General features: G+C 37.0%; 12 protein-coding genes. 11 read left to right on the top strand and 1 reads right to left on the bottom strand.

The genetic code is table 11. The annotated features are described in order from the left end of the window. Positions 1-83 precede the first annotated feature (83 nt). The 8 genes from BN2144_RS01445 to BN2144_RS01410 all read left to right on the top strand — a co-directional run bounded on the left by BN2144_RS01445 (position 84) and on the right by BN2144_RS01410 (position 10,523). Positions 84-1,043, top strand: a complete 960-nt coding sequence (locus BN2144_RS01445) for a LacI family DNA-binding transcriptional regulator (protein WP_033826574.1) — start codon at positions 84-86, stop codon at positions 1,041-1,043. Positions 1,044-1,230: 187 nt separating this feature from the next. Further along, positions 1,231-2,247: an oxidoreductase gene (locus BN2144_RS01440; protein ID WP_033826573.1), complete on the top strand. Its 1,017-nt coding sequence runs from the start codon at positions 1,231-1,233 to the stop codon at positions 2,245-2,247. 91 nt (positions 2,248-2,338) lie between these two features. Continuing rightward, positions 2,339-2,713, top strand: a complete 375-nt coding sequence (locus BN2144_RS01435; RefSeq protein ID WP_033826572.1) for a DUF956 family protein — start codon at positions 2,339-2,341, stop codon at positions 2,711-2,713. A gap of 682 nt (positions 2,714-3,395) precedes the next feature. Then, on the top strand, positions 3,396-4,376 hold the full coding sequence (locus BN2144_RS01430) for a mannose/fructose/sorbose PTS transporter subunit IIA (RefSeq protein ID WP_033826571.1): 981 nt from the start codon (positions 3,396-3,398) through the stop codon (positions 4,374-4,376). Between the two features lie 30 nt (positions 4,377-4,406). Then, positions 4,407-5,210: a PTS mannose/fructose/sorbose transporter subunit IIC gene (locus BN2144_RS01425; RefSeq protein WP_033826570.1), complete on the top strand. Its 804-nt coding sequence runs from the start codon at positions 4,407-4,409 to the stop codon at positions 5,208-5,210. Positions 5,211-5,228: 18 nt separating this feature from the next. Next, positions 5,229-6,140: a PTS system mannose/fructose/sorbose family transporter subunit IID gene (locus BN2144_RS01420; RefSeq protein WP_033826569.1), complete on the top strand. Its 912-nt coding sequence runs from the start codon at positions 5,229-5,231 to the stop codon at positions 6,138-6,140. 885 nt (positions 6,141-7,025) lie between these two features. Further along, positions 7,026-8,012 carry a tRNA dihydrouridine synthase gene (locus BN2144_RS01415; protein ID WP_033826631.1) on the top strand — a complete coding sequence of 329 codons (987 nt, stop codon included), beginning with the start codon at positions 7,026-7,028 and terminating at the stop codon, positions 8,010-8,012. Between the two features lie 231 nt (positions 8,013-8,243). After that, a complete protein-coding gene (locus tag BN2144_RS01410) occupies positions 8,244-10,523 on the top strand; it encodes an ATP-binding cassette domain-containing protein (RefSeq protein ID WP_033826568.1) in 2,280 nt (759 codons plus the stop codon). A gap of 227 nt (positions 10,524-10,750) precedes the next feature. Here the strand turns inward: BN2144_RS01410 and BN2144_RS01405 are convergent, their stop codons facing one another. Then, positions 10,751-10,963: a hypothetical protein gene (locus BN2144_RS01405; RefSeq protein ID WP_033826567.1), complete on the bottom strand. Its 213-nt coding sequence runs from the start codon at positions 10,961-10,963 to the stop codon at positions 10,751-10,753. A 256-nt stretch (positions 10,964-11,219) separates the two neighbouring features. Between BN2144_RS01405 and BN2144_RS01400 the strand changes: the two genes are divergently transcribed. The 3 genes from BN2144_RS01400 to BN2144_RS01390 all read left to right on the top strand — a co-directional run bounded on the left by BN2144_RS01400 (position 11,220) and on the right by BN2144_RS01390 (position 15,195). Beyond that, the gene (locus BN2144_RS01400) at positions 11,220-12,593 is read left to right on the top strand and encodes an alanine/glycine:cation symporter family protein (RefSeq protein ID WP_033826566.1); all 1,374 of its coding nucleotides are present in this window, start codon (positions 11,220-11,222) and stop codon (positions 12,591-12,593) included. Positions 12,594-13,343: 750 nt separating this feature from the next. Beyond that, a complete protein-coding gene (locus BN2144_RS01395; protein WP_033826565.1) occupies positions 13,344-14,324 on the top strand; it encodes a mannose/fructose/sorbose PTS transporter subunit IIB in 981 nt (326 codons plus the stop codon). Between the two features lie 73 nt (positions 14,325-14,397). Next, on the top strand, positions 14,398-15,195 hold the full coding sequence (locus BN2144_RS01390; RefSeq protein ID WP_033826564.1) for a PTS mannose/fructose/sorbose transporter subunit IIC: 798 nt from the start codon (positions 14,398-14,400) through the stop codon (positions 15,193-15,195). Positions 15,196-15,204 lie beyond the last annotated feature (9 nt).

The following is a 15,204-nucleotide window of genomic DNA, read 5'->3' as shown; positions in this document are numbered from 1 at the left end:
GGTAAAGGATTGACATGAAAGCCATTTCATAGAATAAACTAAGGTTAAGAAGAAAAGTTTATCCAAATTAGGTGAATGAATACATGACGAACATAAGAGACTTGGCGCAAATGGCTGGAGTATCTGTCACAACAGTATCCCGAGTGTTAAATAATTACCCGTATGTTAGCGAGGAAAAACGAAAAGCAGTCATGGATGTAATTCGAAAAACAAATTATCAAAAAAACATAAATGCCGTCCATTTGAGTAAAGGAAGGACAAATTTGATCGGCGTAGTTCTACCGTATTTCGATACCCCATATTTTTCCTTAGTGTTGAAAGGAATAACAATTCAAGCGAAAATATATAACTATAATTTGGTCTTATTCCAAACCGAATATCGGGTAGATAGAGAAATTGAAGCTCTTCAAATGTTAAAACAAAAGCAAATTGATGCACTCGTTATTTGCTCACGAATAAGTGATATATCCATTATTAAAAAACATCTACAATTTGGTCCGATTGTTTTATGTGAAGATTTAGCTGGAAGTCAATTTTCAACAACTTTTGTCGACCATTATAAAGTTTTTCAGCAAGCTTTAGAATACTTATACGAAAAAGGCCATAGAAAAATAGGCTATTGTATCGGACGGAAATCGGGGACAAATAGTCGAATGCGAGAACTTGCCTATATAGACTTTCATAAGAAACATCATTTGCCATTCGACCCAGAATATATTATTAATCGATGTTTGTATTTTGAAGATGGAGACAGAGCATTCCAACATATAAAAAAGTTGAAGAACCCACCAACGGCTTTGTTAGTAACAAGTGACCAAGTTGCAGCTGGAATTGTCATCAGTTGTCAAAAAGAAGGAATCTCCATTCCAGACAATCTTGCAATTATTAGCTTTAATAATGAACCGATTGCTAAAATGATGAACATTACGACAATTGAAATTCCACTTACAAAAATGGGGGAAAACCTCTTTCTTCAAGCGATTGATGATAAAATATCCAATAAAGAAATCTCAGTTAACTTAATTGAGAGAGGAACTGTGTGAAAAAGTTGATCAGTTATGTTATGGTAAAAGTTGGGAATTGAAACGTTGCCAAGCCCTCGATATAATGAAAGTGGGCACGAATATACGTATAAAAGGCAGCTTAATTGGAGTTTTCTTAGAAATTCATTCAAGAAAACTAGGTTGGAAAATTTACAGGAAAATAAAAAGAATATTTCAGGGGGTTACTATGCTTACAATTGGTTATATTGGAAATGGAAAAAGTACAAATCGATATCATCTTCCGTTCGTACGACAAAGAGATAATATAAAAGTAAAAACAATTTATCAAAGAAACCCAAAGAATGAAAGTTGGGACCGCATCCCAGGGGTAAATTATACGTCTGACTTAGATATGTTATTAAATGACAAAGACATTCAACTCATTGTCGTTTGTACTAGACAAGACAGTCATTATGAATATGCAAAATTAGTATTAGAACATAATAAGCACTGTTTAGTTGAGAAGCCTTTTATGGAAACATCAGAACAGGCAAGAGAAATATTTACACTGGCAAAAGAAAAAGGATTAATTGTTCAGGCTTATCAAAATAGACGTTTTGATAGTGACTTTTTAACCGTTCAAAAAGTGATCGAAGAAGGTAAGCTAGGGGATTTAATAGAGTTAGAAATGCATTTTGATTATTATCGCCCGGAAGTACCAGAATCTGTTCATTCTTTTAATCCTCTTGAGTCATTTTTATATTCACATGCTTGTCACACAATTGATCAAGTGATTAGCTACTTTGGTAAACCAGACCATATACATTATGATGTAAGGCAATTATTAGGAACAGGTAGAATGAATGATTACTTTGATTTAGACTTATATTATGGGCAATTAAAAGTGTCTGTGAAATCGAGTTATTTTAAAATAAAAGAAAGACCGAGCTTTGTTGTTTATGGAAAAAAGGGTTGCTTTGTAAAAGAAACGAAAGATCGTCAGGAAGAACATTTAAAAATGTTTTACATGCCTGAAAATAAAGACTTTGGAGTAGATAAACTCCAGCATTTTGGCGTGCTAACATATATTGATGAAGAAGGTACCATTCACGAAGAAAAAGTGAAATCTGTCAATGGTGATTATGGAAGGGTTTATGATGATTTATATGATGCAATTATAAATGGTAAAGACAAAACGATTACGGACGAACAAACACTTCTGCAAATGGAAATTTTAGAAACAGGAGTTAAACATTTAAAGTAAACGGCGATTTATGTATATTATAACTTTACCTGTTATAATGTGATGTAACGAGCACAATAAATAATAAATAGATGGAAATGGAGTAATTTAAATGGTCCAATCAATCAATACAAAAGTTGATTTAGTTATTGATGCAACCTCACATATGGGAATTTCAGATTATGGTAAAATTATGATTGGTGATAAAGGATTTGAATTTTTTAATGATCGTGATGTTCGTAAGTTTGTCCAAATACCTTGGGAAGAAGTTGATTATGTAATTGCTTCAATCATGTTTAAGGGGAAATGGATTCCACGATACGCTATCCAAACGAAGCGAAATGGAACGTATACATTTTCCTCTAAAGATCCAAAGAGAGTTTTGCGCGCCATTCGCGAATATGTTGATCCAAGTCATATGGTTCAATCATTAAGCTTCACTGATGTGATTAAACGAGGATTTAAAAGTAAATTTAAAAAGTCATAGGTTTGGATGAACTTGTCCCGAGATTTTGGGAACAGCTAGACATAATCGTGTTTTCTATAGACAAGTTGGAATGAACTTGTCTTTTTTGGGCTAATAGGAAAGTATAAATTTTCCAACTTCTACACTCCTATACGCATAAGCTAAAACTACGGCTCTGCCTTTTCCTAAAGGCTTGGACGCCCGAGTTTTCTTTATCTAAACGATGATTCCATTGATGGTAATAATGCGTTTAATAGTAGAAAGGGTACAAGACTGTTTGATAGAGAGGTTATGAAGATGAAACTTACTTCTTTACTATAGTTTCGATAACGTTTTCAAAGATACAGAAAGAAAAGTGAAATTTCCTCTTGTAAAAGAAAAATATCGTGCTATAATTATCATGTGAGTTCGTTAAAGTGATACAGAAACTTTACTTTATATTTAATTACAGCGTTTTCAAATAAATATTGCAATTATTTTTTACGTGTTACTGATTCGATCAGGCATGAGTGAAAAGTATTGATTGAAGTGGAGAACAAGGGTATCTCTAACCCGTTATCTTCATTTAATCTGCTTTTTACTTATGCCTTTTTTATTTGCTTTTTTTCTAACTGTATCCGCTTTAATTGAGCTGAAAAAGCAGTTTAGTAGATTTTTCGATTTACTTAAACTTTAACTATATTACTAATAGGGAGGTAAAAAGATGGTAGGAATTATCATTGCTAGTCATGGAGAATTTGCTAATGGTATCTTGCAATCTGGGTCGATGATCTTTGGAGAACAAGAAAATGTAAAAGCTGTTACATTGATGCCGAGCGAAGGACCTGATGATGTAAAGGCAAAAATGAAAGAAGCAATCGCGTCTTTCGATAACCAAGATGAAGTATTATTCTTAGTCGATCTTTGGGGCGGAACACCTTTTAACCAAGCTAACAGTTTGATTGAAGAACATAGTGACAAATGGGCAATTGTTTCTGGTATGAACTTACCAATGTTAATCGAAGCTTATGCATCACGTTTTTCAATGAACACAGCTCATGAAATTGCCGCACATATTTTGGCTACAGCTAAAGAAGGGGTGAAAGTAAAGCCTGAAGAATTAGAGCCCAAAACGTCTGCTCCTACATCAGCTACTAATAAACCATCAAATGTAGGTGCACCAGGTAAGTTTGAATACGTATTAGCACGTATTGATTCCCGTTTACTTCACGGACAAGTAGCGACTGCTTGGACAAAAGCGACACAACCTACACGAATTATCGTTGTATCAGATGTAGTAGCTAAAGATGATCTTCGTAAAAAATTGATTCAACAAGCTGCGCCTCCTGGTGTGAAGGCACACGTTGTTCCTGTAAGTAAAATGATTGAACTTGCAAAAGACGATAAACATTTCGGTGGTCAGCGTGCCTTGCTTCTGTTCGAAAATCCACAAGATGCGCTTAGAGCGGTTGAAGGTGGCGTTCCATTGAAAACAATCAACGTTGGTTCGATGGCACATTCACCTGGAAAAGTCCAACCGAATAAGGTGTTAGCTTTTAACCAAGATGATATCGATGCTTTTGCTGAGTTGAAAAAACTAGGATTGAATTTTGATGTCCGTAAAGTTCCAAACGATGCAAAAGGCGACATGGACGAAATCATGAAAAGGGCTCAAGAAGAGTTAAATAAACAAAAAAAATCCTAATTACCGGGAAAAAAGGGAGGATATATAATTATGGATTTAAATATTATTCAAATAATATTAGTCTGTATCGTAGCATTTTTAGCTGGTATGGAAGGGATTTTGGATGAATTCCACTTCCACCAACCAATCATTGCTTGTACGTTAGTTGGTTTAGTAACAGGTAACCTAATACCTTGTCTTATTTTAGGTGGTACTCTTCAAATGATCGCTCTAGGTTGGGCGAATATTGGAGCTGCCGTGGCACCGGATGCTGCGTTAGCATCAGTTGCATCTGCAATCATTTTAGTTTTAAGTGGACAAGGTGAAGCTGGTATAGCCTCTGCTATTGCGATTGCTGTACCTTTAGCAGTTGCAGGTCTATTATTAACAATTATTGTTCGTACAATTGCAACAGCATTCGTACACTTTATGGATGCAGCAGCAGAACAAGGTAATATTCGAAAAGTTGAATTATGGCACATTATTGCTATCTGTATGCAAGGTTTACGTATTGCAATCCCAGCTGCATTAATTTTAGCTATTGGTGCAGGCCCTGTTAGAAGTTTACTTGAAGCTATGCCTACTTGGTTAACAAGCGGTTTAGCAATCGGTGGGGGAATGGTTGTAGCTGTTGGTTATGCGATGGTTATTAACATGATGGCTACAAAAGAAGTATGGCCATTCTTCGCAATTGGTTTCGTATTAGCGACTGTTTCAGAAATCACACTTATCGGACTTGGTGCTATCGGTGTCGCTCTTGCACTTATCTATCTAGCGCTTTCTAAGCAAGGCGGTTCAGGTAATGGCGGAAACAATACTGGTGATCCAATAGGCGATATTATCGATAATTACTAAGAGGGAGGCGGAATAAAGATGGCACAAGAAGTGAAATTATCAAAAAAAGATCGTATTTCCGTTTGGTGGCGTTCAACTTTCATTCAAGGTTCTTGGAACTATGAACGTATGCAAAATGGTGGTTGGGCGTTTTCAATGATTCCAGCAATTAAAAAATTGTATAAAACAAAAGAAGATCGCGCAGCAGCACTAAAACGTCATTTAGAGTTCTTTAATACTCATCCATATATTGCTTCACCGATAATTGGTGTAACTCTAGCACTTGAAGAAGAACGTGCGAATGGTGCACCAGTTGATGATGTAGCCATTCAAGGTGTTAAAGTTGGTATGATGGGACCTTTAGCAGGTATCGGGGACCCAGTTTTCTGGTTCACAGTAAAACCGATTCTTGGTGCATTAGCCGCTGCTCTTGCTATGTCTGGTAACATCCTTGGTCCAATTATTTACTTCGTTTTTTGGAATATTATTCGTATGGCATTCATGTGGTATACACAAGAATTTGGTTATAAAGCAGGGTCCAAAATTACTGACGACTTATCTGGCGGATTACTCCAAGATATTACAAAAGGAGCATCCATACTGGGGATGTTTATCCTCGGGTCGTTAGTTAACCGTTGGGTTTCTGTACAATTTACACCAGTTGTTTCCAAAGTTCACCTTGACAAAGGTGCATATATTGAATGGGATAAATTACCTTCTGGAGCACAAGGCATTAAAACTGCGTTAGAACAGCAGGCAGCCGGTCTTTCGTTAAGTGATGTTAAAGTGACAACTTTACAAAATAACTTGGATAGTTTAATTCCTGGCTTAGCTGGCTTATTACTTACACTTCTTTGTATGTGGTTACTTAAGAAAAAAGTTTCTCCAATTGTTATGATTCTTGGATTGTTCGTGGTTGGTATTGTTTTCCATCTAATCCACTTAATGTAATAATAGAAGATTTTGTAAGGGATTTTCAAAATAAGTCCGTGTGAAGACGGTGCTTACAAATAGATAGGCACCTCCTAATTTGATGAATTTATCAATGAAGGAGGTGCCTTTTTATAAGGTGGTTTTACATAGATTTTGGGGAATTTAGGTTTATATAAAGGTTGTATAAGCCGGTTTTTGCGTAAAACTTAGTATTTTGGGTTCATAGGGAGAATCTATGATCCCATTTTCACGTGATTGCTCGGATTTAGGGTTGATAGAGGAGTTCTATGAGCAGGTTTTCAAGAAAAACTCATGATTTAGGGTTGATAGGCCGGTTCTATAAGCCCGTTTTCGTGAAAGACTCATGATTTTGGGCTCATAGAAAGGTTCTATGATCCCGTTTTTGCGAAATTCTCAGTATTTCAGGCTCATAGAAAGGTTCTATAAGCCCATTTTTAGCAGATTTCAGGAAATTTGGGTTCATAGAGAGAATCTATGATCCCATTTTCGTTTAAAACTCAAGATTTTGGGTTCATAGAGATGTTCTATGATCCCGTTTTTGCGAAATTCTCAGTATTTCAGGCTTATAGAGAAGTCCTATAAGCCGGTCTTCCTGTAAAACCGCTAAATTTCTGCTAATAGAGAAGATCTATAAGCATGTTTCACCAATATCCTCGACATTTTCGTTTAATACAGCAATACTATAAACCTGTTTATACCTAGTTCCTAAGAATTTCAGCTTATCAACTAATTTTATAAGTTAGCTAAAGTTACCTGAAGTTGAAAAAAAATGGTTAGACATGATATAAGTTAATAGAAGAAAAATCTTATTCGCTTTTTAACTTTTGGTCGAGGGGTTATTTTTACCCACCATGACCAGCATGAGAGGATTTGAGTTTGAAAATGACTAATAATTTTTGGCTTGATTTACCACGGCCATTTTTTATACTTGCACCAATGGAAGATGTGACGGATGTTGTTTTTCGTCATGTTGTAAGTGCAGCAGCAAGACCAGATGTATTTTTTACAGAGTTTACAAATACAGAAAGTTATTGTCATCCTGAGGGGAAACAAAGTGTGCGTGGGCGTTTAACTTTTAAAGAAGATGAACAACCCATTGTCGCTCATATATGGGGAGATAAACCTGAAAAGTTCCGAGAAATGAGTATCGGTATGGCTAAGTTAGGTTTTAAAGGAATCGATATTAATATGGGCTGTCCTGTACCGAATGTGGCAGCGAATGGCAAGGGAGCTGGGCTGATTTGTCGTCCAGAAGTAGCAGCACAACTTATAGAAGCTGCAAAAGCTGGGGGACTACCAGTAAGTGTAAAAACAAGGCTTGGTTACACAGACATAAATGAGTGGCAAGATTGGTTGACACATATTTTGAAACAAGATATTGCCAATCTTTCTATTCATCTTCGGACTAGGAAGGAAATGAGCAAAGTCGATGCCCACTGGGAGTTAATTCCAGAAATTAAGAAACTTCGCGATGAGGTAGCACCAAATACACTTTTAACAATTAATGGCGATATTCCTGATCGTCAAACTGGTTTGAAGCTTGTCGAACAATATGAGGTTGATGGGGTTATGATTGGTCGCGGTATTTTTAAAAATCCATTTGCATTTGAAAAAGAGCAGAAAGAACATAGTAGTAAAGAATTGCTTGATCTTTTACGATTACACCTAGATCTTCATGACCAATATTCAACAGAACTAGAGCCTCGTCGTTTCACACCGCTTCAACGCTTTTTTAAGATATATGTGAAAAGCTTTAAAGGAGCGAGTGAATTGCGAAATCAATTAATGAGCACAAAGTCTACGGATGAAGTGCGTGCATTGCTTGACCACTTTGAAGTAAATAATGGTGAGGATTTCCCAAATAATTAAAATCTAATTTTTCTCAAAAAAATTATAACTAGATTTAATAATATGGAACTCCCTAATAAATAAAAATCTAGCTAAAATAGTCCATTGGCGGCATGAATTTGGTGTAGAAACTAACTCATTCCGCCATTTATATTAATAACAGAATCAAATTGCTTAATTATGAGTTGAATGTGAGAAATGATAGGCAATGAAATCAATAATAATCGAACGGATTTGAAGGAGGGTGGGAAAGTGTCTGAAGTAAAAGATGAAATAATATTAAGAGGTTTGAGAGAAAACAATTTAAAACATATAAATCTCAATTTACCGAAAGAAAAAATTATCGTATTTACCGGTCTTTCGGGTTCAGGAAAGAGTTCGGTTGTTTTTGATACGTTAGCAACAGAAAGCAGAAGACAAATGACTTTGAACTATCCTCTTTATGTTAGAAATCAAATGCCAAGGTATGAAAGGCCACACGCTGATCTCATGCAAAACTTAAGCCCTGTTATCGTCGTAGAACAAAAACAGATAAGCGATCGTTCTCGTTCAACCGTTGGGACTTATATGGATATCCATCCTTTAATAAGACTTTTGTTTTCAAGAATAGGGACTCCCTCAATCGGTTCTGCTACTGATTTTTCAAGTCAAAGCTCTTTTGGTAGATGTCCAGAATGTGGTGGCTTTGGGGAGATCATTGCACCAGATGTTAATCAGTTGATTGATTTTGATAAGACACTTCGAGAATATGCCGTGAAATTTAAACCACTTTCTCCATCGGGGTGGCAAGGGAGATGGATGATTACGGGTGGATTATTTGATCCAGATCTGCCTATAAAAGACTACCCAGAAGATAAATTACAGCTGTTACTTTATGGTCCTCCAAAAGGTGAAAAGATTTATGCCCCATTTCACACTAAAAACGGTCCTCAACCTCATGAATGGGATGGGCTATTACCGAGGTTCACCCGTCTCTATATTAATCGAGATGTTTCAAAGTTAAAAGAGGTATCCGAAGAAGATGTTTTAGCAGTATCAACGCGACGTTTCTGTCCCACATGTCAAGGTTCCGGCTTAAATCCGACAGTACTAGAGTGTAGGATAAATGGCTTAAATATCGCAGAGTACGATCGACTCGAGCTAACAGAATTACTGGAAGAACTAACAAAAATTACCAATCCCTTAGGGGAATCTATTGCAAAACAAGCAATCCCACAATTAAAACAGTTAATTAATATAGGAGTAGGATATTTAAGTCTTTCAAGAAAAATGAGTACCCTATCTGGCGGTGAAGCTCAAAGGGTAAAAATTGCCCGTCAATTAGGGAGCAGTTTAAACAATATGACGTACATATTTGATGAACCAAGTGCAGGACTCCACCCAGAAGAAGTGAGTTTACTAATCACGATGCTTAAAAGTATAAAAGCACAACATAATACCGTCATTATCATTGAACACAACCAATCAGTAATAAAAATTGCAGACGAAATCATTGAAATGGGTCCAGGAGCGGGTGTAAATGGTGGAGAAGTCGTTTATCAAGGAAACTTAGCAGCATTAAAAAACACGCCAACTGCAATTGCTTTAGGTCACAAGTTAAAAATAAATCAAAATCCGCGGGAAATAAAAAGTTACTTTTCGTTAAAAGAAGTAAGTGACAATAATTTAAAAAATGTAACAGTAACTATTCCAAAGCATGTATTCGTTTCTATATGTGGCGTTTCTGGTTCAGGTAAAAGCTCCCTTATGTTTGAGGCATTCATAAAAAAGTATCCGGAGACGATAATGGTCGGACAAAGTAGTATCGGAATATCTAACCGTTCGACACTCGCAACCTACATGGGGATAATGGATGATATTCGTTCAATATTTGCCAAAGAAACAGGGCGTCCTGCTGGGTTATTTAGTTTCAACTCGAAAGGAGCATGTCAAATCTGTAATGGAAAAGGCGTGATCACACCGGATGTAGCATTTGCTGATCCAGTGACTGTTCCTTGTGAAGCTTGTGGTGGTACGAGATATTCAGAGGAAGCGCGTCACTATCGATATCAAGGGAAAAATATTGTGGAAATATTAGACTTAACGATTGACGAGGCGATGGACTATTTCTATATGCCTAAAATTATAAAAAGAGTTCAAACATTAAACGACGTTGGATTAGGGTATTTAACATTAGGGCAAACGACAAGTTCCATGAGTGGTGGAGAAATTCAACGTTTGAAACTAGCTAGCCACTTACAAAAAGAAGGGCAAATCTACCTGTTAGATGAACCATCATTAGGACTTCACACAGAAGATTATAGTGTCCTTTTAAACGTTTTTCAAAATCTTGTAAACAGGGGGAATTCAGTGATTATTATCGAGCATAATCTAGACTTTATCGCCGCCAGTGACTGGGTAATCGAACTCGGTCCGGGTGGCGGAAAACAAGGAGGACAAATTATATTCGAAGGCACACCAGAAAAACTGTTACATGCCGACACATTGACAGCGAAATGGATGAAGGAAGAAGTCGCGGATGGGCTCGATTAAAAAAAGAGTGAAGAAAAATGGGAATCTTAGTAAGTGAATTTTGAATTAGGAAAATGTAAAAATGGCCGAGAAAGAAATAAAATAGTAATGTTAAAACAGACATTGCTAGTTCATTTTAGCAGTAGAAATGATAAAAACCGAACAATTCCGAGACTCTAAGTGAGAATTTTATTCGGTCGTTCGGTTTTTATATTCATTATAAAGCCTTTCCACCACAATAAAAATTTTTAAGTACGGATAGATATGTAACCCCATAGTGCAATAGATCCAATAAATAGGACACCTACAGAAATTAATAGGATTCTAGTCTGGTTTGCTTTTGTATTTTTACTATAAATTTGGTCCTCAATATTACCTGCCCAAACAGTCACTATTAAAGCGATAATAGCGAAAATAAGAGCACATATAAAACCAATCACAAACCCTTCACATGAAATCAAACAATAAACCCCTATAACCTTTTTCAAAACAAATTATTAGTAATAAGTATAACATTATCAAGGTTAGAATAGAAGAAGAATGTCTCTTAAATAAAAAATATCTTGACAGTAGATGTGTTTTCGTATTTATTATAGTTATAAGAATAATAAAAATATTCTACTCTCGGTTTGGGTTAGTAACAATTCATGAAAGGGGGAATGATTGCTTCGTTTAAAACATGAATGGATATTTATAGAACGATTGGAGGGGATTACTATGGAGAAAATAGAAAAGTTTTTAGGGAGTATTAGTAATTTTGTTTGGGGAGTGCCTTTAATTGTTTTGTTAGTTGGAACTGGTATTTATTTAACTTTTCGTTTAGGTTTTTTACAAATTCGCTCACTCCCTTATGCGTTAAAACTCGCCTTTTCAAGAAACCAAGACAAAACTTCTGATGGGGATATTTCTCATTTCCAAGCTCTTACAACTGCATCAGCTGCAACGATTGGTACAGGTAATATTGTTGGGGTAGCAACGGCAATTGTACTTGGGGGACCTGGTGCGGTTTTATGGATGTGGCTTGCAGGGTTATTCGGAATGGCTACAAAATATGGGGAAGCGGTTTTAGCTGTAAAGTACCGTGTTAAAGATTCCCAAGGAAATATGGCTGGGGGGCCAATGTATTATTTAGAACACGGGTTAAAACAAAAATGGTTAGGTGTGTTATTTGCTGTTTTCGGTGCTCTTGCTGCATTCGGAATTGGTAATGGTACGCAGGCAAAAGCCGTAGCAGACTTAATGAAAAGTACATTTACAATCCCGACATGGGTAACTGGAATCGCTCTAGTAATCTTTGCTGGTGCAGTTATCCTTGGTGGGATTAAATGGATTGGTCGTGTCACTTCTTTCTTCGTACCGTTTATGGCAATCTTTTATATTTTTGCAGGTTTATATGTGATGATTGTGAACTTTCATTTAGTTCCTGATGCGATTGTTACAATATTTTCACATGCATTTTCTGGTGAAGCAGCCTTAGGTGGAACAGTTGGTGCGGTCATTCGATATGGAGTTGCTCGAGGATTATTTTCCAATGAAGCAGGAATGGGTTCTGCCCCAATCGCAGCCGCTGCAGCCAAAACAGATTTGCCCGCTAGACAGGCATTAGTTTCGATGATTCAAGTTCTTTTTGATACATTAATCATTTGTTTTATTACTGGAATTACCATTGTTATGTCTGGTCTATGGCAAGATAAAAGTATTGCGGCAGGGGTTCTAACATCTTCCGCGTTTGAATCATTAATTGGTGGTGCTGGCCCTTATATCGTTACATTTGGTTTGCTGTTTTTCGCAACTTCAACGATTCTCGGTTGGGCTTATTATGGAGAAAAATGTTTCCAATACTTATTTAAGAGCCCAACAGCAATATGGATCTACCGAACGATATTTGTTCTCTTTATTTTCATAGGTGCTACCGCTTCCCTTAATGTCGTCTGGTCCTTAGCAGATATTCTAAATGGATTAATGGCGATTCCAAACTTAATCGGTCTTATTGGATTATCTGGAATTATTGTCATGGAAACGAAACGATTACAAAATAAAGTGAAAGAAGAAAAAGCAGCCGAAGCAAGTTCAAAGGGTGCTCAGTTATAGCAAAAGGAAAAAATCCTACTTTCTAAGTTTTATAGGAGGTAGGATTTTTTTGTGCTGTCAGTAATTCGATTATCCAACTAAACTAAATAGGACGTGGGTTATTAATGCGGAAATACCGTTGCGTTTTTTTGTGCTACTATTTTTCACTTTTTTTTAGCTAATAGGAAATGGGGTATACGAAAAGTGGACCCAAAATATGATAATCAGGAATATTGATATATCAAGGTTTTGAAACACGAAAAGGTCATCCAGAAATCAAAAGTATGACTTTCTGGACTGCCACTTTCTTATACACATAAGCGCACAAGGAAGGCTATAGCAGGATTATATCAAAGCCGAAAAACTTTCTTACTTTTCGGTGAACTGTAGTCTCTTTGGTTGACTTGGGGCTCGAGCGTCCCCGAGTTTTGGGGATACCATGGAAAAAAGGACATTTTACTAGTGTAGACGCCCGATTTGCGGTGAAAAAGACGGAAACGGTCATCTAGAAAGGTTTTAGACGCCCATTCTGCGGTGAAAAAGGAAGAAACGGTCATCTAGAAGGGACGCCCACATGATGGTAAAAATGACTGAAGTAGTCATCAAGAAGGGTTTCTGGAAGAACAAACTCATGGGCAATTGGATTATTCTATTGTAAGTTCATTACAATTCAGTCAAATATAGAGATTATGTCTGAAAAAAGGTATATTTCCCATGTTTAATACAGAAATTAAAATGAAATTGGTGCTTATTTTTAGAGGAGGTACAAATATGGTAGGAATTGTCCTAGCGAGTCATGGGGAATTTGCTAAAGGGATTTTACAGTCCGGGACGATGATTTTTGGTGAACAAGAAGATGTTCTAGCTGTCACATTATCACCAAGCGAAGGACCAGACGATTTAAAAGCAAAGTTAATCCAAGCAGTCTCTGTATTTGAAAACCAGGATGAAGTCTTGTTCTTAGTGGATTTATGGGGCGGAACACCGTTTAATCAAGCTAACAGTATATTTGAAGACCATAAAGACAAATGGGCAATTGTGAGCGGATTAAATTTACCAATGTTAATTGAAGCTTTATCACTACGTTTTTCGATGAATTCAGCCCAGGAGATTGCAAAAAATATTATTGCAACAGCGAAAGAAGGTATTCGAGTAAGGCCTGAAACATTAGAACCAGAAAAAACAACAGCTAAAACAACATCGGCCGAACCAAAAAAAGCACTACCAGAAGGGACGGTTGTTGGTGACGGAAAAATAAAAATTGCCTTAGCACGTATTGATTCACGATTGCTCCATGGACAAGTTGCAACAGCATGGACAAAGGCGGTCAATCCAAATCGAATCATCGTTGTTTCCGACAATGTGGCTAAAGATGACTTACGGAAAACATTAATTACCCAAGCTGCACCACCAGGCGTAAAAGCGAATGTTATTCCAATTCGGAAAATGATAGAGGTTTGGAACGATCCTCGCTTTGGAAAAACTGTTGCATTATTATTGTTTGAAAACCCAGAAGATGTAGCAGAAGTAGTGAAAGGTGGAGTCGAACTGCCAGAAGTTAATGTTGGTTCGATGGCTCATTCTGAAGGTAAAGTGATGATTAACAATGTATTATCTGTGGATGAAAAAGATGTTGAGGCTTTTACATATTTACGTGATCAAGGGGTCAAGTTTGATGTGCGAAAAGTTCCTGCAGATTCACAACAAAATTTATGGGAATTATTAAAAAAAGCAAAAATGGTCAAATCATAAATCTCAGTTTGAACTTTATTCCGAGAAGTGTGCAGACATGTTTAGGCACATTTGATAGACAGGAGGAGCAAACATGACAGTAATTGTAGTTGTATTAGTGATACTCGTCGCATTTTTGGCTGGAATGGAGGGAATTCTCGATGAATTTCAATTTCATCAGCCGATTGTAGCTTGTACGTTAATAGGTTTAGTGACAGGACAACTTATAGAAGGGATTGTTCTTGGCGGTACATTACAGTTAATCGCATTAGGTTGGATGAATATTGGTGCTGCTGTGGCACCGGATGCGGCATTAGCCTCAATAGCATCAGCCATATTGGTTACGATGAAGGGAGCAGGCGTTGAAGAAGGAATTGCCTTATCCATTCCTCTAGCCGTTGCTGGACAAGTATTAACGATTTTTGTTCGTTCCGTTACAGTTGGACTCGCGCACGGTGCAGATAGGAAAGCGGCGGAAGGATCATTTCGAGGTGTCGAGATGTACCATTTAGGGGCATTAATGTTGCAAGGTCTACGAATTGCCATTCCCGCAGCCATCATTGTTGCTGTACCTGCAAGTGCGGTGACAAATGCATTGAACGCAATTCCTGACTGGCTTACAGGTGGACTAGCGGTAGCCGGTGGATTTATTGTTGCTGTCGGTTATGCGATGGTTATTAATATGATGGCAACACCAAAAGTTTGGCCCTTCTTTTTTGTTGGATTTGCATTGGCCGCCGTTTCAGACTTGAACTTAATCGCCATGGGAATTATTGGTCTCGTTTTAGCTCTAGTTTATTTACAATTGTCTCCGGAATTTAATAACCATGGCGGAGGTGGAAATACTGGCGGTGGGGGAGATCCGCTTGATGAAATTTTAAATGACTATTAAAGGAAGTGA

The organism is Bacillus andreraoultii, from assembly GCF_001244735.1.
Lineage (GTDB): Bacteria > Bacillota > Bacilli > Bacillales > Caldibacillaceae > Caldifermentibacillus > Caldifermentibacillus andreraoultii.
This window is presented reverse-complemented; position numbering and strand designations above follow the sequence as displayed.

Excerpts from the sequence above, each read along its gene's own strand:
- BN2144_RS01430 (WP_033826571.1), top strand. The coding sequence starts at position 3,396 with ATGGTAGGAATTATCATTGCTAGTCATGGAGAATTTGCTAATGGTATC.
- BN2144_RS01400 (WP_033826566.1), top strand. The coding sequence starts at position 11,220 with ATGGAGAAAATAGAAAAGTTTTTAGGGAGTATTAGTAATTTTGTTTGG.
- BN2144_RS01445 (WP_033826574.1), top strand. The coding sequence starts at position 84 with ATGACGAACATAAGAGACTTGGCGCAAATGGCTGGAGTATCTGTCACA.
- BN2144_RS01395 (WP_033826565.1), top strand. The coding sequence starts at position 13,344 with ATGGTAGGAATTGTCCTAGCGAGTCATGGGGAATTTGCTAAAGGGATT.
- BN2144_RS01425 (WP_033826570.1), top strand. The coding sequence starts at position 4,407 with ATGGATTTAAATATTATTCAAATAATATTAGTCTGTATCGTAGCATTT.
- BN2144_RS01440 (WP_033826573.1), top strand. The coding sequence starts at position 1,231 with ATGCTTACAATTGGTTATATTGGAAATGGAAAAAGTACAAATCGATAT.
- BN2144_RS01415 (WP_033826631.1), top strand. The coding sequence starts at position 7,026 with ATGACTAATAATTTTTGGCTTGATTTACCACGGCCATTTTTTATACTT.
- BN2144_RS01420 (WP_033826569.1), top strand. The coding sequence starts at position 5,229 with ATGGCACAAGAAGTGAAATTATCAAAAAAAGATCGTATTTCCGTTTGG.
- BN2144_RS01435 (WP_033826572.1), top strand. The coding sequence starts at position 2,339 with ATGGTCCAATCAATCAATACAAAAGTTGATTTAGTTATTGATGCAACC.
- BN2144_RS01390 (WP_033826564.1), top strand. The coding sequence starts at position 14,398 with ATGACAGTAATTGTAGTTGTATTAGTGATACTCGTCGCATTTTTGGCT.